This is a genomic window from Paenibacillus aceti, assembly GCF_003614185.1.
Lineage (GTDB): Bacteria > Bacillota > Bacilli > Paenibacillales > Paenibacillaceae > Fontibacillus > Fontibacillus aceti.
Genome location: NZ_KZ987724.1, coordinates 3,799,161 through 3,816,765 on the forward strand (window position 1 = coordinate 3,799,161; position 17,605 = coordinate 3,816,765).

The 17,605-nt window shown below is 39.0% G+C and carries 17 protein-coding genes and 1 pseudogene; all 18 read right to left on the reverse strand.

The window, feature by feature from the left end:
- Positions 1-10: 10 nt before the first annotated feature.
- Positions 11-1,174 (reverse strand): glycosyltransferase, encoded by a 1,164-nt coding sequence (locus tag BFJ94_RS17075; protein ID WP_120463738.1) that lies wholly within the window; start codon positions 1,172-1,174, stop codon positions 11-13.
- Between the two features lie 29 nt (positions 1,175-1,203).
- A complete protein-coding gene (locus BFJ94_RS17080; protein WP_120463739.1) occupies positions 1,204-2,028 on the reverse strand; it encodes a glycosyltransferase family A protein in 825 nt (274 codons plus the stop codon).
- Positions 2,029-2,086: 58 nt separating this feature from the next.
- Positions 2,087-3,253, reverse strand: coding sequence for a glycosyltransferase family 2 protein (locus BFJ94_RS17085; RefSeq protein ID WP_120463740.1), 1,167 nt, complete (start codon positions 3,251-3,253; stop codon positions 2,087-2,089).
- Between the two features lie 24 nt (positions 3,254-3,277).
- Positions 3,278-3,821: pseudogene (locus BFJ94_RS17090) on the reverse strand (acetyltransferase); the annotation flags it as partial.
- Positions 3,797-3,979, reverse strand: a complete 183-nt coding sequence (locus tag BFJ94_RS25875; RefSeq protein ID WP_438803684.1) for a glycosyltransferase — start codon at positions 3,977-3,979, stop codon at positions 3,797-3,799. The pseudogene BFJ94_RS17090 and the gene BFJ94_RS25875, both read right to left, overlap by 25 nt.
- A gap of 203 nt (positions 3,980-4,182) precedes the next feature.
- A complete protein-coding gene (locus BFJ94_RS17100) occupies positions 4,183-4,881 on the reverse strand; it encodes an HAD family hydrolase (protein WP_120463741.1) in 699 nt (232 codons plus the stop codon).
- Positions 4,878-5,849 (reverse strand): ATP-grasp domain-containing protein, encoded by a 972-nt coding sequence (locus BFJ94_RS17105; RefSeq protein ID WP_120463742.1) that lies wholly within the window; start codon positions 5,847-5,849, stop codon positions 4,878-4,880. Before BFJ94_RS17105 ends, BFJ94_RS17100 begins: the two co-directional genes overlap by 4 nt.
- 1 nt (position 5,850) lies before the next feature.
- A complete protein-coding gene (locus tag BFJ94_RS17110) occupies positions 5,851-6,531 on the reverse strand; it encodes a sugar transferase (protein ID WP_276145670.1) in 681 nt (226 codons plus the stop codon).
- A gap of 2 nt (positions 6,532-6,533) precedes the next feature.
- Entirely contained in the window at positions 6,534-7,625 is a 1,092-nt protein-coding gene (locus BFJ94_RS17115; RefSeq protein ID WP_120465276.1) for a DegT/DnrJ/EryC1/StrS family aminotransferase, read from the reverse strand.
- A 185-nt stretch (positions 7,626-7,810) separates the two neighbouring features.
- Positions 7,811-8,800: a stalk domain-containing protein gene (locus tag BFJ94_RS17120; RefSeq protein WP_120463743.1), complete on the reverse strand. Its 990-nt coding sequence runs from the start codon at positions 8,798-8,800 to the stop codon at positions 7,811-7,813.
- Positions 8,801-8,836: 36 nt separating this feature from the next.
- On the reverse strand, positions 8,837-10,492 hold the full coding sequence (locus tag BFJ94_RS17125) for a polysaccharide biosynthesis protein (protein WP_338044299.1): 1,656 nt from the start codon (positions 10,490-10,492) through the stop codon (positions 8,837-8,839).
- Between the two features lie 241 nt (positions 10,493-10,733).
- The gene (locus BFJ94_RS17130) at positions 10,734-11,420 is read right to left on the reverse strand and encodes a CpsD/CapB family tyrosine-protein kinase (RefSeq protein WP_120463744.1); all 687 of its coding nucleotides are present in this window, start codon (positions 11,418-11,420) and stop codon (positions 10,734-10,736) included.
- The gene (locus BFJ94_RS17135) at positions 11,401-12,177 is read right to left on the reverse strand and encodes a YveK family protein (RefSeq protein WP_120463745.1); all 777 of its coding nucleotides are present in this window, start codon (positions 12,175-12,177) and stop codon (positions 11,401-11,403) included. The genes BFJ94_RS17130 and BFJ94_RS17135 overlap by 20 nt, the downstream gene beginning before the upstream one ends.
- 79 nt (positions 12,178-12,256) lie before the next feature.
- Positions 12,257-14,275: an S-layer homology domain-containing protein gene (locus tag BFJ94_RS17140; RefSeq protein ID WP_162944315.1), complete on the reverse strand. Its 2,019-nt coding sequence runs from the start codon at positions 14,273-14,275 to the stop codon at positions 12,257-12,259.
- Positions 14,276-14,337: 62 nt separating this feature from the next.
- Positions 14,338-15,120, reverse strand: coding sequence for a tyrosine-protein phosphatase (locus BFJ94_RS17145; protein ID WP_120463747.1), 783 nt, complete (start codon positions 15,118-15,120; stop codon positions 14,338-14,340).
- A gap of 253 nt (positions 15,121-15,373) precedes the next feature.
- A complete protein-coding gene (gene fliT / locus BFJ94_RS17150; protein ID WP_229716937.1) occupies positions 15,374-15,712 on the reverse strand; it encodes a flagellar protein FliT in 339 nt (112 codons plus the stop codon).
- Positions 15,713-15,718: 6 nt separating this feature from the next.
- The gene (gene fliS, locus BFJ94_RS17155) at positions 15,719-16,099 is read right to left on the reverse strand and encodes a flagellar export chaperone FliS (protein ID WP_120463749.1); all 381 of its coding nucleotides are present in this window, start codon (positions 16,097-16,099) and stop codon (positions 15,719-15,721) included.
- Between the two features lie 16 nt (positions 16,100-16,115).
- A complete protein-coding gene (gene fliD / locus BFJ94_RS17160; protein WP_120463750.1) occupies positions 16,116-17,594 on the reverse strand; it encodes a flagellar filament capping protein FliD in 1,479 nt (492 codons plus the stop codon).
- Between the last annotated feature and the right edge of the window lie 11 nt (positions 17,595-17,605).

The following is a 17,605-nucleotide window of genomic DNA, read 5'->3' on the forward strand; positions in this document are numbered from 1 at the left end:
TACTCTTTTTCTATAATTTACTTTCCATAAAATCAATGATATTTTTTGCACGTTCTTCAATATTTAAAGATCTTGCTTTTTTTAGGGAACCATTTGAAAGTTTATCTCTCAAGCCCTTATTTTTATAAAGTAATTTTATTGAGTCTGCCACTTCATCAATATTCATTGGATCTATTCTAATCGAACAAGTCTCATCAATAATATCATCATTAAACGATCTATTTGATGATACTATTGGTAAACCGCAGGCCATTGCTTCAATAATAGCATTACAGCAACCCTCAGCTAATGTTGGCAGTACAAAAATATCTGCTGCTGATAGAAGTTCAGGAATATTTTCGTGAGGCTGCTTTCCCTCTAATAAGATCCCCCCACAACTTGGGCCAACATGTCCAAATCCAATAAATATTGATTTCACAGTATCAGAACCCACCATCTCTATTGCTTTTGATAGACGGTCAGCGCCTTTTATCTCTATAAATCGCCCTACAAATACAACAATAAAAGCATCTGCTGGTAATCCATACTTTTTTCTCATCTCGATCTTGTTGCGTTTATAAAAAAGTTTATTATTAATCGAATTTGGGAATACGCCTATTTTATCTTCTTCAACGATATTTTGTTCTAGCAAATTCGATTTGTTTGCGCTTGAAACTGATATAACGCCTCTTATGTCCTTCAAAAGATTTCTAGTTCTATCAATTCCTAAATAATCAATGGTATAATTAGTATTTTCACCATATGCAAAAAATGCAGGTATATTCAACTCCTGCGATATCTTAGCAGCTGAAATACCCGAGGGGAAAATAAAGTGTCCATAAACAGCATCGAAGTTAGACCCTATTTCTTTTAATACTTTTAAACAACTGCGCTGAAAAAAAAATAAGTTTAAAACATTAGTATTAATGGGGCCATATTTCTTTGAAGAAAAGGTAAGGTACCTAGGTGAATATATTTCAACAACGCCCGATTCTATGTTCTTACTCCAACGTTTTGGACTTAATCCACTATTACGAACTAGAGCTTTTGTTATTGACACTGGATTAAGAACAGTACAATCAATCCCCATATCCTTAAAGGTGACTACTAGTTGCTCGATAAATGGATTTCTAGGATTCGTTTCAGTTGGATATGCATCAGCTATGATACAAATTCTCTTGATTTTCTTTTTCATATTTAGACTTCCCTCTATAAATATTTATATCAATAGTTCACTCCAGTTTTCACCTTCCCCCTATCCCTGTCAAGAAAGTCTTGTCTACCTTTAAACATCTGTTGTAGAGCGGTTATAAAGCTAATTTGATTTGAGTATAAACTTCTTTTTCTAATTAAAAATTGAACCATTAGTAATATTGAGGTTACTCTGCCGCCCATTGCTTGAAATAGAGCTCCTCGATCAAAAAAATATTTTTCATTGTACCCATTAAACCATGTAGACTCGTTCTCCTCAATTTCAGCAATAGTTTCTATAGAAGAATAAATTCTTAATTTATTTTTCAATGCATCTCTTATAAACAAACTATCTTCCCCAGAACCATATTGAGCCCCACCGCCAAACAGTAAAGAAAAACAAATATTTTTTTTAAAAATAGAGTCTCGTTTAAACGCTATATTTACTGTTCCATATTTCAAGGAATTTAAAAATCTTACTTTTCCATTCTTTTTTACTTTCACTATAGTTTGCCCATTCCTTTTATGGATCGGTACATTAAACATTATTATGTCTGCTTTCGGATTATTCTCAAATGCATTTATTACAATATCTCTATATCCGTCCACATAAATCATATCATCGTCTGCCATTAAACAAATATCACCACTCGCCCGCATAAGAGCACTATTTCTACTTAAACCAACGCCTCGCTCTGCAAAAGAAAAGTACTTTATTTGGTTTCCTTTATACTTAAATTCCGTGACTTTATTTTCATTACACTGATTAATGATTATTGCATCGGACTGAATATTCATTTTCCCCAGCAGACTATTATCCGTTTGGTGCATTGTCGAAACTAATACTTGAAGGTTCATTATAAACTCCTTACGCGAGAGAGGTTAAACGAGTGTTATTTACTTCATAACACTGTCATTATCTTGTACTTTCAGCTTTCTCCCAGAATGGCTTTGCCTTTCCTGTCAATATGGAATAAACTCCAACCCATTGTGCAAGTATAGTTACACAGTAGTAATAAACCAAAGTCAAATATTTATTATTAGATTTTGTAATTGCTCTAACCAATGCTAGAAGGTAAAATAGGGCTTGCCCCACAAACATTACTACATAAAACCATGACTCAGATAGTAGTAGGGCATTAGTTATGAATACCAATAAGTGAGAAATCCATAATAAATATCTACACGTTCTGTGTCCAAAATAAAAATATGAAAACCACTTATACTTGAATATGTTTAGTATTCTTATATCAGGTAATATGTGTTTAAGAATAATTCGGTTCATTCTTACTTTACGTCCGAATTCGTCTTCTATAACTTCTCCAGCTTTCTCATAAGCAATAGCATCATGATTTGCTATTGCCCTTTTACCCTGAAGTGCATACAACAGTGGCATTGAACTATCATGGCATTGTATTGGATCGAAATCATAGTAATCTTTTGTCCTACATGCGTATAATGCTCCATTACCTGCAGTTACAGTCTGGATTCTACCTTCAATCTCCCGCGTAGCTAGATCACTGTCCCAGTAGCTTGCCTCAGCACTACTCACATCACTAGATGTCTGATTCACGATAGATAATCTTCCTGATACATAAGCAATGTCTTCTGAAGTAAAAGCTGCCATTAATTCTTTTACAGAGTCTTTATCTAAAATAGAATTGGCATCAGTCATAACTAGAAACTCTGTTTTTACAGTTTTTTGGGCCTCATTCTGAGCATTTGTTTTACCTTTTCGTTTCTTAACTTCATAAAGTCGTATATTAAAATTTTGATGTTCTTTTACAAACTGTTTTACAATTTCATTTGTTTTATCAGTACTATTATCAGATGCAATTAAGAATTCTATTTTTTCTTTAGGATAGTTTAACTCTATAATGTTATTTAACTTTTCTAGTATTACCTTTTCCTCATTGTGTGCAACTACCATTACAGTTGTTGTGGGCTGATGAGAAAAATCTTTTTTGAGCTCCCGTTTCTTAAATAGCTTACCAATAATTTTTAAAGAAACTGGATAGCCAACCATTGCCCACACAATAATAAACCCATTTATATAAAATATAATTTTATATAGTAAATCCATGTGATTCTCCCTCGATTATTTAATTTAGCGTAGCCTCTTTGCCGGAGTCCCAATATAGACCCCTGATTCGATTATATCTTTAATAACAACAGAGCCGGCACCTACTTTGCATTCCTTAGCGATGTTCACACCATTACTCACAACGCTACCAATACCCAGCCATGATCCATGTCCAATTCTTACAGAACCCGCTAAATGCACTCCCGGGGATATATGGACATAATCCTCAATACAATTATCATGATCTATTGTAGACCCCGTATTAATAATGCAACCTTTACCTATGTTGGTGCAGCAGTTAATAACTGCTCCCGCCATAACGACTGTCCCTTTTCCTATATTCACCTGATCCCCAATTACTGCACTTGGATGAACTAATACGGGTATATGGGCACCAACTGTTTCCAGACTCTCATAAATCCTCTGTCTTGTGTTATTATCTCCAATACCAACAAAGATTTCGTGCTCATCAATGTGCTCAAAGATTCTATCCGAGGTCCCGATAACTTCTAATCCCATTGATGATTTTATTTTTATCATCATCTAAGAAAGCAATACTCTTCCACCTCCTGTTATATTAATGACAACTGGCTTATTTAGATTACTAGCAGCGTATGTTCCATAAATATTTGGCTTAATTGTATATGTTAATATAACATCAGGGTTAACTTCCTTAATAATTTTCGTATACTCCCTTATAAGCTTTAAATCTTCGAGAGGATTCATACCTCTTCTATTTATGTGTGTTTGTATATGATTTGCACCAGCCTCAATTAATAATTTAACTTTTATATCTTCTTCTGATTCTGGCAAAGAAAATATACCTGATATCCTTGTCTTATTAATTCTTCAATTAATTCAAATCTAAAGTTATATAAGCCTACATCGTTATTAGCTAATATAAGAACCCTTGCCATTTTATCACTCCTTCATTTAGTACATTTTACATTATCAAACTTTTCTACCATTGTTTTTAAATCGTTCAAACTAATAATAGATTGACTTTCCCTGATATCACGAAAGTAGCTTCTATCGCTATAAAATCCACACCTATTAATTCTTATTGTCTTTATAGGATAGATGCTACTAATATAAAAATCTTTTTCTGGATTATCACCAATGTAAATCATTTCGTTATAATCTACATTCAACTTACTCTTGATAATCTCAAAGGATCGTGGGTGAGGTTTCCAGTATTCTCTTCCTAACTCATCGGTTACTATTATTTCATCAAAATAGCAATGAGCTTTTAGAGCATTTAATTTTTGACGTTGTGCATTGGCATAGCCATCAGTTATAATACCTATTTTTATTTTTTCTTGTTTTAAAACTTCAAGATTCGGTAACACATCATTATAAAACTCAATTGATGGGATATGGTTTCGGTACTCTTCTATTAACTGCTGAATGTCCCTATGAGTATAAATAATCCCAAATCTATCAAGAAGTCTGTTAAACACATATTTCGGGCTTTCATTAAATAAATCAATCAGAAGCTGATATAGTTCATTTTCAAATAAATGATATTTGTCGCATAGTACTTTAGAAATATGCAGGTATCCACTTTCGATATACTTTCTCTCAGAAATCAACGTATCATCTAAGTCAAAAACAACTGCTTTTATCATTTAACAAGCCTCATATTCTCATCCAAGCAAATACTGCTGTCGTATCTTAAAAACGTAATATTATCTCGATAATCCTCGTTATACGTTAGTTGCTCCCCTAACATGATTCTGTAGAGGTTCTCACATGAATCAGCACCACTTTGAATACTCATTGGTGCTCCTCCACCAAATCTAGGATTGATTTCGATATATTTTATACCATTTTTAGTTTTCATCAATTGAATGGTTATATGTCCAATTGGCTTAAGTAGTTCCATCATCCTCTTGACATCATCAATAATCTCTCTATCCTTAATAATTCTACCCTTTGATATCTCGCCATCCCGTGTGGCAAGCCTCAATCGAGGAACAACTGTGATAATCGTACTATTGAAATCAAGAAAAACATCTACGGTATATTCATCACCTTCAATAAAATCCTGAATGATAGGTTCTTTAATAATAGACCGAAAGAGGTTTAATTCTTCAAAGTTATTCACTACAAATGTATCAACACTCGAGCTTCCGGATTTAGGCTTAATGAATAATGGGAATTGTATCTCGGCATGCAGTAGTTCTTCGTCTGAATACATTTTTGGTGAGCCAAAAACATTACTCTCAAAAAAATGATGTGTCTTGGTCTTATCTCTACATATCTCTACGACTCTAGTATCTGATATCATTACCTTAGCGTTTGTTTTATTTTCGATGAAGGATCGGTATTTGGCTAGTAATAATAAATCTGTATCAATGGTTGGAATTATTAAACTAATATTCTCTTGATCACATGCTTGAATAATTGATTCTAAATAATTGGGTTCACTTATTCGCGGTAACTTATAAGTTCTATCTGAAAAATACAATGCTGGGGCTGTGTCCGAGCAGTCTCCGGATACAATATTACTCTCAATTTCCAACCTTCTCGCTGCCCTTCGGAAACTTTGTATCAATTCAACACGTCTACCTGCACTAAGTATTAGTATATTCATCTCAATCGTATTCCTCCACTTTATAACCTTCGAAATATTCCATTGTCGCCGCAGTTTCCGAATTAATTCCTTCTCTAACGAAGACTTTTTTAATAGTTAAAAAAATAATCTTCCAATCTTCAATAAAGCTTATATTGTCAACATATTGAACATCTAGATTAAATTTATCTTCCCAACTGATTGAATTTCTCCCACTTATTTGCGCCAATCCAGATAAACCTGGTCTTACTTCATGTCGTCGTCTTTGATGAGGATTGTATAGTGGTAGATACTGTACCAATAAGGGCCTAGGACCAATAATGGACATGTCCCCTTTCAGAATATTAAAAAGTTCTGGCAACTCATCAAGAGATGTAGATCGTAGGAAGCGTCCAAACTTTGTTAACCTAATGCTATCAGGTAGTAGTTCTCCATTTTCATCTTTCTCATCCGTCATCGTCCTAAACTTAAACATTGTGAATATCTTTCCATTCAATCCTGATCTTTTTTGTTTGAAAATCACAGGACTACCCAGTTTTATTCTCACAAGAAGTGCTACAATCAGCATTATAGGACTGAGAACAATAACGGAAATTAAGGCTAAAATAAAATCCATAGGTCTTTTTATAAATCTTCTATAAATACCAGCTTTAGCTCCGGATTGTAAAGACCGCTTATAATCAGATTCAAGCTGAGTTTGCATGATTACCTCCAAAGCTCCTTAATAACTTTACATACTCTCTCTAAATCCCCATCAGTCATTTTCGTATCAGACGGCAAACAAATACCATTCTCAAATAACTTCTCTGCTGCATCTGAACCAATATAATCATATTTCTCAAAGAACGGTTGCATATGCATTGGCTTCCAAACAGGTCTACTCTCGATGTTTTCCTTCTCAAGTGTGAGTATTACATCAAGAGGCCTAACATATCCACTTAAAGTTATACAAGATAACCAGTAATTTGGCTTATTCCAATCTTGCTCTGGCATCATTTGGACGCCGTCCAAGTTACCTAACTCTTGCTTATAGTATTCAAATATATCTTTTTTTCTCTGAATTCTCTGATTTAAGACCTTCAATTGACCCCTGCCTATTCCAGCTACTATATTGCTCATACGGTAATTAAAGCCAAGCTCACTATGCTGATAGTGTCTCGCTTTATCACGGCTTTGCGTTGCCCAAAACCTTGTCTTCTCGATTCTCTCTTCGTTATTTGATACCAACATTCCCCCACCTGAGGTAGTGATGATTTTATTTCCATTAAAGGAGAACACTCCATAATCTCCAAAAGTGCCTGTGTATTTCCCCTTATATGTAGTACCGAGTGACTCAGCAGCATCTTCAATCAAAGGTACGTCATATCGTCTACATATATCAATAATCCGATCCATATCCGCAGAGAAGCCATAAAGATGAACAACAATAACAGCCTTAGGTTTTTTACCTAGCTTAATATATTTTTCAAATGCCTTCTCAAGTGCTACAGGACTCATATTCCAAGTTTCATAATCACTGTCTATAAATACCGGAATAGCGTTCTGATAGATTACAGGATTAACAGTTGCCGAGAAAGTAAGAGAAGGACAAAATACAATATCTCCTTCCCCAACACCAGCTGCCATAAGTGCCAGATGGATCGCAGCTGTTCCGGAAGAAAGTGCTGCAGCAGCTTTCGAACCAATTAATGAAGCTACTTCTCGTTCAAATTCATTCACATTCTCACCTAGTGGAGCTATCCAGTTTGTATCAAAGGCTCTATGTATATATTGCAGTTCAAAACCCTCATCGCTCATATGAGGGGAGGATAGATAAATTTTCTCCTTCAATTTAAATACTTCCTTCCTTGTTATTCACTTCAGTGAATTAGAACTAAATTGGAGTTGGATACTTCCAAGCAACTCCTAACCCACTAAAGTTCTTATGTAATCAAAGAGGGGCAGAACATGGACTAGCTTCTACCCCTTCAATTTTCTACAAATTAGTTCATACGCTCGGCAAGTTTCTTGCCTGCTTCAATTTGCTTCTCGAATTCAGCACGGTATTCTTTAATGATGTCTGTGCTGTAGCCGCCGTCTTTCAATTGCTTCTCAGCATCGGCAACGATGGCATCAAATTCAGCGCTTAGTTTATCAAGCTGGTCCTGTCCTTGGGAGAGGAGCTTCTTCTTGGTTGCATCGTCGTCGGCTGCTAAATATTTATTGGCCAAATCCCACATCAGAGATTCGCTCTTGTTCTGTAGGGATACCAGTTTAGATTGAGTAGCTTTAGTGATGCTATCGTAAGCTGTATCTGCGACGGTTCCTTCTGCGCCACCTTTACCTGGAGTTTGTCCAGCGTTATCCTTACCATCACCTGGAGTTGTACCAGGGTTCGTTGCTCCAGAGTCACCTTTATCTGTGCCTTTTTCTTTCAGATAAGCCGGGGAGAAACCGGAGATAGCTTTGGTCTTAGAATCCCATTTAATAATTGCGCCAGTAGATTCCGCAACGAAACGCATTGGAACATAGATAGTTCCCTTGTAGATAAAGCTGATTTGTCCCTTAGTTACAGTTTTCGTCTCGCCATTAAACACATATTTTGCATCGATTGGCGAGATGTTAAGCGGAGCTTTAGAAACTTGCGCTCCTGCTGCATCTTGGCCCAAATTCATCATTCTTTCCTTGATAGCCACTAATTGATTGGCTGTTGGATCGGTGATATTTACTTGTAATTTCTTGCTATCCCATTCCACATTCTTCTGGAGAGCATAAGAAACGAACCGCAAAGGCACATATGTCGTACCTTTGTAATTAAATATAAATTGACCAGCCGGCGGTTGAATCTGCACTCCATCGAAGCTCATTTGTACGGATACTGGCTGAATCTTAACATTCTTAGCTGCGGCTTCTACGCTAGCTGACGACAGTGAAGCACCGCCTAGCAACAAGGAAATGGTTAATGCGACGGTTGCCAACTTCTTAGCTTTCATTCTGTTCACCTTACTTTCATTGAATTTATACTAGGTTCAGGAGACGATTTCATATCTAGGAACAAGGCGTTCAAGTATGTCACGCACAGAGAGTGTCTCGTCTTCTATCACCTTTTGTAATTTAGCTAGCTCCAATTCCATCTGATTCTTCTTCAGATTGGATGACTTGCCGATGAATATGCGATTATGTTGAGTTGATGTCGCATTCTCTTCATCTGTCAGAAGTTCTTCAAATAACTTCTCACCTTCGCGGATTCCTGTAAATACGATGTCAATCTCCGCATATGGCTCATAACCAGATAATCTTATCAGGTCTTCGGCTAGGTTAAGGATTCTTACAGGGTCGCCCATATCCAGGACGAAGATTTCTCCTCCCTTAGCTAGAGCTCCCGCTTGTAAAACCAGCTGCACCGCCTCAGGAATCGTCATGAAATATCTGACCATCTGTGGATCGGTGACCGTTACCGGGCCGCCTTCCTTGATCTGTTGCTTGAAGTGCGGGATGACACTACCGCGACTTCCCAGTACATTACCAAAACGTACAGCTACAAACTTGGTATCACTAGATGCATTCAGACTTTGTATGTACATTTCAGCAATCCGTTTGGTAGTACCCATTACACTAGTAGGATTGACTGCCTTATCTGATGATATCAGCACAAAGCGATCTACACCATAACGATCGGCACAATCAGCTACATTTTTCGTTCCGAATACGTTATTCTTTACTGCCTCCGCCGGATTACGCTCCATTAGAGGAACATGCTTATGTGCGGCTGCATGGAATACAACCTGTGGTCTATAACTATTGAATACCTGGTCCATTCTATCCAAATCCTGGATGTCTGCAATAATCGTATCATAGCGTAATTCCGGGAAATTCCTCTTCAGCTCCATCTCTATCGTGTAAATACTATTCTCTCCGTGCCCCAGCAGCAGCAGTCTGCCGGGATTATAGCTGGCGATCTGTCTCGATAACTCTGAGCCAATCGATCCACCCGCTCCAGTAATCAGCACTACTTTATGTTCTACATAATTCATAATGCCGTCGAGATCTGTAATGATAGGATCTCTACCGAGTAAATCCTCAACACTAACTTCTCTAATTCTGCTTAACGAGACCTTCCCGGAGATCAGATCATCAATACGAGGAATCATCTTAAGCAGAGCCCCGGTATCCTTAGATATCTTGGCAATTGCTGAAATCTCATTCTTCGTAGCGGACGGAATAGAGATAATAATCTCTTTCACCTTATATTTTTCAACGATTTCCGGAATGGAGTCTCTGTTCCCAAGCACGGGCAACCCACAAATCTGCAAATGCAGTTTATTAGGATCGTCGTCGATAAACCCAACCGCCCGCATGTTTCCTTTGGAGCTTCTCAATTCCTTAGCAATGATAATCCCACAATCTCCGGCTCCAACGATTAACACATTGTTATAACCATCGGATGGAACCTCCTTCGCCCCTCTTGGCTTAACGACTCTCCAGACGAAGCGAATTCCGCCAACCAGTAAGAGAATCGTCTCTATCGAGCGGAAAAATACAGATGCCGGTATCGGTCTGGATAGGAGAAGCAGCGCGACCACATAGGATAATGCTCCTCCGACAAGAACCGCTTTAAATATTGCTACAATCTCGTCGATACTGGCATATTGCCATGCCCTTCTGTATAAACGGAAATAAAACAAACTAATCCCCAGGCAGACAGTAGCCACTATACAGTACAAGAACATCTCAGATCTATGCTCTATCGGAAAACTGTAATAATAGCGGAACCAATATGAACTAATTATACTAAACCATATAATGGTTAAATCCACGAGGAATAGTAGTGCCGCATCCCTACGAAACTTCACTTTTCATGCGCCTCCACTGATGAGAACAAGCATAATCAAATGAATATTTGCTGTTAACAGTGCGGTTATCGCCCTAGTTCCCATAATAATAGTAATAGTACTCTTCACTTGCTTTACGCTTCACATTATTCAATACAACACCGAGCATTCTTGCATTCACTCTCGTCAAGCTCTCTTTGGCCTTAATCGCAATATCCTTCTTCACCTTGCCGGAATTAATGACCAATAGAACGCCATCACTCTGGGATGCCAGAAGCTGGGCATCTGTTACAGCAAGCACGGGAGGAGCATCAATCAGGATTACGTCAAACTGTTCTCGCAGCGCTTCCAGTAAGCTGTTCATACTCTTGGAACCTAGCATCTCTGCCGGATTCGGAGGAATCGGTCCTGCCGTCATTATATAGAGATTAGTAAGTTCAGACTCCTGAATAGCATCCTGCAATTCAACCTGATGTGATAGATATGATGAAAGACCATAGCGATTAGTCAATTGGTAGGTGCGATGAACGGTAGGCTTACGCATATCCGCATCGATCAGGAGCACTTTGCGTTCATTCTGCGCGTAGGTGACTGCTAGATTCCCTATTACTGTGGATTTACCTTCTGCAGGCCCGGCAGAGGTTATCATAATAATCTGAGTCTTCTCATCTACCGATGAGAACTCTATATTCGTCCGCAATGCACGATAAGATTCCGAAATGGGGGAACGGGGATTGACCAAAGTGATCAAATGACGTTTACTACTTGGCTGCCGTGACATGGTTATTATCTCCCCTCTTCGTCATAGATGCGGTTTGTGTTCGTGATGATTTATGCTGCAAATCTTCCTGACTGATTCGTGTAATCATAGCGAGTGTCGGGAGCTCCAGATAATCCTCCACGTCCTCTTCTGACTTGATGGTATCATCCAGGTATTCCAGCAATAAGGAAAGTCCAAGCCCAATCATAAGCGAAACAACGAAGGCAATCGCCATATTCAGCATAATATTGGGTTCCACAGGCTTCGGTCTTACCGGAGGATCCGTCTTGGCCATATTGAGAATGGATACGTTCTCTACATTAAAAATTTGCGGAATCTCCTGTTGGAACACCTCCGACACGGCGTTGGCAATCTCTGCAGCTCTCACATAAGATGTATCACGGACAACCACAGTCATCACCTGAGTGTTATTAACAGAGCTAACATTAATCATTCGCGACAACTCTTCAGTATTCAACTGAAACTGGGGGTAATTCCTCACAACTTCATCTAATATCGCCGGTGTCTTGATGATTTCCTTGTAAGTATTGATCAACTGAATATTCGTATTGATCTGGTTAAGATCTATTTGATTAGCTACAGATTGTGAAGGAGTCTGATTAACAACTATTTTCGTGGAAGCCTCAAATACGGGCTTCTTAATGAAGATGCTATACACCCCTACTAATAAACATATCAATACGACAACTAGGGCAATTAGCCAGATTCTCTTCAGAACAATCCGGAAATAATCCCTTAGATCTAATTCTCGTGGCACTTAAGTTCCCTCCAGCTTGTAATTAACATAAAAACTTCCTCCTCCCAATCAACGTGAGAGGAGGAAGTCCTAGTCGGTCTTATTTATTCTCGAAATTCATGGTGCGATAGATCATTACTGCTGCTTCAGCGCGAGTTGCTTGGTTGTTCGGATTGAACTTACCACCGCTACCAATCACCAGGTTATTGGAAGCTGCAAAGGCTACGCCACTCTTCAAGGAAGCTGCAATCTTGTCAGCATCACCGAATTGGGTCAACGCGCCGTCAACATTCTCAACATCGCCCAATTGTTGGCTCACCTTCAACGCACGGGAGATCATAGTCGCCATTTCTGCGCGAGTGATCTTATCGTTCGGAGCGAACTTATCAGCGGAGCGTCCTTGGATAATGCCCAACCGTGCTGCAGTAGCTACATATGGTGCGTACCAAGCATCGCTGCTTACATCTGTGAAGGTTGCAGTATCGAAACTATTCTCCATGTTCAGAGCGAGAATCAGCATTTTGGAGAACTCTGCACGAGTAACAGAATCCTTCGGAGCAAATACTCCATTGCCTCTTCCTTCAATAGCTCCCTTAGCAGCTACTACTTGGATTTGACGTCCTGCCCAAGCTTGAACACTGCTAATATCATTAAAGGTAACTTTATTCTCAACTACCGCAAAAGTAGCTAATGTGCCTCTAGGCTCAACAATATGTTGTCCATCCAGCGTGCCGCCTTCAAACTTCAGGGAACTCTCTTCCACCTTCGCTACAGTAAGAAGTTCACGATCCACTGTTGCATCACGAAGTGGCAGACGAATGGTAATTGGCGAACGGAATTCATTCTTGATAACTCCATTAACCTCTAGTTCGAACTTAAGAACGTCCGATGCCAGCTTAAGCTGACTGATGGAAGTTACTGCAGAATCTTCTTGCTTAGTAATAATGAGATTCAAGGAATCAGCGAATTGCGACAATGGCAATGTTACTGTTATTCCATTAACTACTACATTTACATTCGCGATACCAGCAGCTTTTGCCGCTTCTACAATATTCTTGGAAAGAGGTACAGAAATCGCAGCTGCATCTACTGTTCCCAAATTAAGTGTCAGAGCCAAATCAGTCTTGCCATTAGCCAGAGACTTGATCTTATCAAGCTTCTTCAAGACATCTGCTTCATTCAACTCTAATGTAGCTTTGCCATCAACGATCTTAACCAATTTGGAAACATCCATTTGGCTAAGGGATTCAGCTGTATCCTCTGTGGAAGGCTTCGTTACTGGTGCGCCACCGCCGCTAGCAGCGCCGCTACCACCACCGCCAGGACCGTTATTACCACCAGTACCTGAATCCGTAAGGAAAGCTTGTCTGTAAGCACCAATTAGGGTCAAGGCTGCCATTTTGACAGTTTCATTATTAAGTTTACCTCTAACGTTATCTACTGTGTCTTTAATATCTTTCCTTGTAATCCCTAGTTCCTTAATCACATCTTCTAACGTATGGTTTCCTTTAACGTTTTTACTCAGCGCTTCATCTAAAAGTTTATCCCTCTCAACTTTATCCTGAAGAAGGGCTACTAACTGAATTTCGCTTTTCCCCTTTAGCGAGGTATTTAAATCATTTTGAAGATCGAACACAAATTTAACAATATCATCTACTGTTAAATCCTTTACTCCGCCTGCTTTCGCCAGTTTTTTGGCTGCGTCAATATAATCCTTATTATTGCGAATTTTTTCTAAGTCTTGATACTCAGGATCGTAAGTTAACGAACTAATGTCTTTATAAAGGTTGAGCAGAACCTCATCATCGACTCCTGCTGCTTTCGTTTTTGCCAAAATACTATCAAAAGCTTCTTTCAGATCTGCATCTGAAATCTTACTGATTTCATCTTTTAAATTAGATAACTTTTCCTTACCATTCTCTTGCGTCTCTATTCCTTTCTTCAACGCATCCAACTTTTCTTTCACTTTGTCAAAATTAGAATCCGCCGCCGCTGCAGAAGCAACAATGGCACCTACATGACTTCCATATGCCTTACTACTCAATGGAATCCCTGACAAAGTCGCAGCAATCATACTTACTGCTAATGTGGATACAACAACCTTCTTTCTAATTGTCACTCGTCATTCACCTCATATATGTAATAAATTTTAATAACTCACTATGTTAAAGTTAGAGAACTCTAACTAAACACACTAAATAATCTGCTAAGCTTATTTCTTGTGCTCTTGTGTCCATCTTCGCTCAATAAAGCGATTGGAGCATCCATAATCACTTTCTCAGCGTTGTCTCTGAAATACTGTTCGATCTCAGAACCCAATTTATGTCCAATCATCTGGTAAGCCTTCGACAGACCAAAAGGGCGCCTAACAGTGTCATGTGCATCCGATGCAATCAGTTGAACCAAGTTTTTATGACATAAATCTAAAGATAATTTCTGAAGTTTCTTTCCAAATTCCCCTGTTAGCGACTGAGCAGTCAATTGACCCAGTGCCCCGTTATCTATCATATTCTGAAGAATCGTAGGATCATTTGCGATCTCAGCATTACGCTCCGGATGTGCAATTATGACTTGTAGTCCCATAAGCGATAGCTCATAAATGAATTCTTCGACATAACTAGGTACTGAAGAGGATGGAAGCTCTAATAATAAGTATTTCGAATGATTCAGTGATTCCAGTTGTCCATTCTTCCAATCATCCAATAGATTGTCATAGACTCTTACTTCTTGCCCTGGTAGCACTTCCAAATTCATGTTCAAGTCATGAATCCGGGTATTAAACTCTACGACATACTTATTGATCTCGGGTGCTGTATTATTATATCTTCCATTAGCATGGTGAGGAGTAGCTACAATCTTCGTTATTCCATCTGCGATAGCTTGTTGAGCCATCTCTATAGCTTCGTTCCAATCTGTCGCCCCGTCGTCTATAAAAGGAAGAATATGAGAGTGAATGTCGATCATAGTTAGCCTCCTCTTCCCGACAAAATCGGTCACAATATTTGCCATATGCTCTATGATATCAAGATCTTGCCAATTTTAAAAGAGAAATCATCTCTTTTTCTAAAAAAAACCTATATTTCCTCTTTGAAAGCCTTTTCTCTCACTTTTACATCATAATTTAACATATTTCTAGCCATTTGTTATATAAAATTTGGGGAATTGTCGAAAAAATGCAGACAAGACTGATGATAGCTTCACCAGTCTTGCTCCTCATTCAGTTCCTTCTATCCATTAGAATACTATCTGACGCATACGCGGATTCGTAGGCACTGCGCTGTTGCTTCGCCTGGTCCCGCTGCATCAGCCAATTGGAAGCCTCTAATTTGAGTTCCTCCATCCGCTCCCGAATCATTGGATCGTATTCCAATATAGAAGCAAGCTTCTCTTGCTGAAATTGATTCAACGGCTCGCGAGAGGCACTGTCAACGATCTGATCAACGATGATCTGACGTTTCCCGACAAAATTCACAAGCTCCTCGGTCGACAGTTGACGCAGCGAACCAATAACGGACCGTGTTAACTGGTCCAACTCCACGATCAATTCATTCATCATATTCTCCTAATTCCCGCTAGCGGCAACCATCTTGGCGGCCTGAGCCCAGGATTCCCGAAGCTCTAGCAGATACCCCAGCGCCTCTTCAGCAGGGCCTTCCTGCTTCTTAATATTAGCCTCAATCAGAAGATGGTTCATATACTCATAGAGCGCAGCCAATCCTTCAGAGACCTCGTAGCTACGGTCCAGAGTAGCCGTTAATTCAGATATAATAGCCTGCGCCTTATTCAATTGAGTATTGGTCTTATTGTGATCCTGCTCCTTGATCCCCTCGATGCCTCCCCGAACGAAGCGAATCGCTCCATCATACAGCATTAACAGCAGCTGTGAGGGCGTGGAGGTCTGTACAGAAGTCTTCTTGTACTTATCATATGGAGATGTAATCATTGTTCATTCACCTCTTCTATTGTCCAGAAAATGAGAGTAAACTCGCTGATTGAGAGTTAAACTTATTAATGGCAGTCTCCATAGACGCAAACTGTTTATAATAATTATTCTCCATAACTGTAAGTTTCTTGGTAAGGTCTGAGATCCGATTATTCAGATCCCTCAGTTCTTTCCCCATGGTACTCTGTTCATTTAACGAAACCGATACATCTGTACTATACTTTTGGGTACCTGCTTTGTCAGATAGTCGGGACAAGGTCACATTAAGACTATCATACATCTTGTCGAAAATCCCTTTGGATGATCCATCAGATGAGCCTACAAACAGTTCAAGGACCTGGTCTGGATTCTCATCGATAGCTTTCAAAAACTTCTCCTCGTCCAGATAGAGTTTTCCATTCTCTGTATAAGGACCTGTAGTAATACCTACGGATGGCAGGCCAATGCTTGAATCCCCTAAAGTTACTGTAGAGGAGACAAGTATATTTCTCATGCTTCCTAATGCCTCGACTAGAATCTCATCGTTCCGCAGCAGACCACTCTTGGCCTTCTCTTCCCAACGTTTAATCTCATCCTCTTTCATTTCCTTCTTTTCCTCAGTGGAAAGAGGACGGAAGTCGCGATATTTCTGTTCGTTGGTTTTATCGTTTAATGCCTTTATCAGAGTATTATAATCCTCAATAAATGCCTTAACTGTCTCAAGCGCCTTTTGTCCGTCTGGCTTCGTAGTAATGTTGGCAGGATTTCCATCGGTAGTTCCCAGCAAATTGATCTGAACCCCATTAACCGTCAGCTGATTTGAGGTTGGAGTATACTTAGTACCATTGATCGTAAGCTCAGCAGTCTTACCCGCTTTAGTATTGGCTGGATCAGCATTGAATGCCTTAGTAAGCAAAGTTCCATCAAATTGTACGGTATCATTTCCATATTCCTTCGACTTAATGATAATCTTCTTTGAAGCTTCGTCAAAAGAGGCACTAATATTAGCAGCCACATCACCATTTAACTTCTTCAAAACATCCTGGATAGTATCCGACTTAGTGAATGTAAATGACTGTGTATAAGAACCATCACCTCGACTCACAGAAAAGGTAAACGTATCTTCAGCACTATTCAAATCTCCTAATCTAGTCCTTACAGAAGTTCCTGCACTTAAAGCCAAGGATTCCAAGCTAGTCTGTGTTGCAAGTGATTTAACCTCCACTTCCATAGGAACTTGATTAGCCGTGGTTGTAGCTTTAACGCTAATAGCGTCCTTATTACCCGATACTGTAGAGCTAAATACATTCATCTCAGAAGCAGAGCGATACTTAGCACCTAACTTATTTTGGCGAAAATCGACAACAGCACTGTTTAATGTACGATAACTTTCTCTCTGCCATTCTAGTATTTGCTTATTCTGATTCAGTTTATCAAGAGGTGCCCGCTTAGCTGTCATTAATTGTTTTACTAAAGAATCGATATCCATACCTGTTGCTAATCCCGGAACTCTCATACTTTCCTCCC

Coding starts and splice junctions, on each gene's coding strand:
- BFJ94_RS25875 (WP_438803684.1), bottom strand. CDS start 3,979: ATGAATCCTCTCGAAGATTTAAAGCTTATAAGGGAGTATACGAAAATT.
- BFJ94_RS17105 (WP_120463742.1), bottom strand. CDS start 5,849: ATGAATATACTAATACTTAGTGCAGGTAGACGTGTTGAATTGATACAA.
- BFJ94_RS17085 (WP_120463740.1), bottom strand. CDS start 3,253: ATGGATTTACTATATAAAATTATATTTTATATAAATGGGTTTATTATT.
- BFJ94_RS17080 (WP_120463739.1), bottom strand. CDS start 2,028: ATGAACCTTCAAGTATTAGTTTCGACAATGCACCAAACGGATAATAGT.
- fliS (WP_120463749.1), bottom strand. CDS start 16,099: ATGATTACATCTCCATATGATAAGTACAAGAAGACTTCTGTACAGACC.
- BFJ94_RS17115 (WP_120465276.1), bottom strand. CDS start 7,625: ATGAGCGATGAGGGTTTTGAACTGCAATATATACATAGAGCCTTTGAT.
- BFJ94_RS17110 (WP_276145670.1), bottom strand. CDS start 6,531: ATGCAAACTCAGCTTGAATCTGATTATAAGCGGTCTTTACAATCCGGA.
- fliD (WP_120463750.1), bottom strand. CDS start 17,594: ATGAGAGTTCCGGGATTAGCAACAGGTATGGATATCGATTCTTTAGTA.
- BFJ94_RS17145 (WP_120463747.1), bottom strand. CDS start 15,120: ATGATCGACATTCACTCTCATATTCTTCCTTTTATAGACGACGGGGCG.
- fliT (WP_229716937.1), bottom strand. CDS start 15,712: ATGATGAATGAATTGATCGTGGAGTTGGACCAGTTAACACGGTCCGTT.
- BFJ94_RS17100 (WP_120463741.1), bottom strand. CDS start 4,881: ATGATAAAAGCAGTTGTTTTTGACTTAGATGATACGTTGATTTCTGAG.
- BFJ94_RS17130 (WP_120463744.1), bottom strand. CDS start 11,420: ATGTCACGGCAGCCAAGTAGTAAACGTCATTTGATCACTTTGGTCAAT.
- BFJ94_RS17120 (WP_120463743.1), bottom strand. CDS start 8,800: ATGAAAGCTAAGAAGTTGGCAACCGTCGCATTAACCATTTCCTTGTTG.
- BFJ94_RS17075 (WP_120463738.1), bottom strand. CDS start 1,174: ATGAAAAAGAAAATCAAGAGAATTTGTATCATAGCTGATGCATATCCA.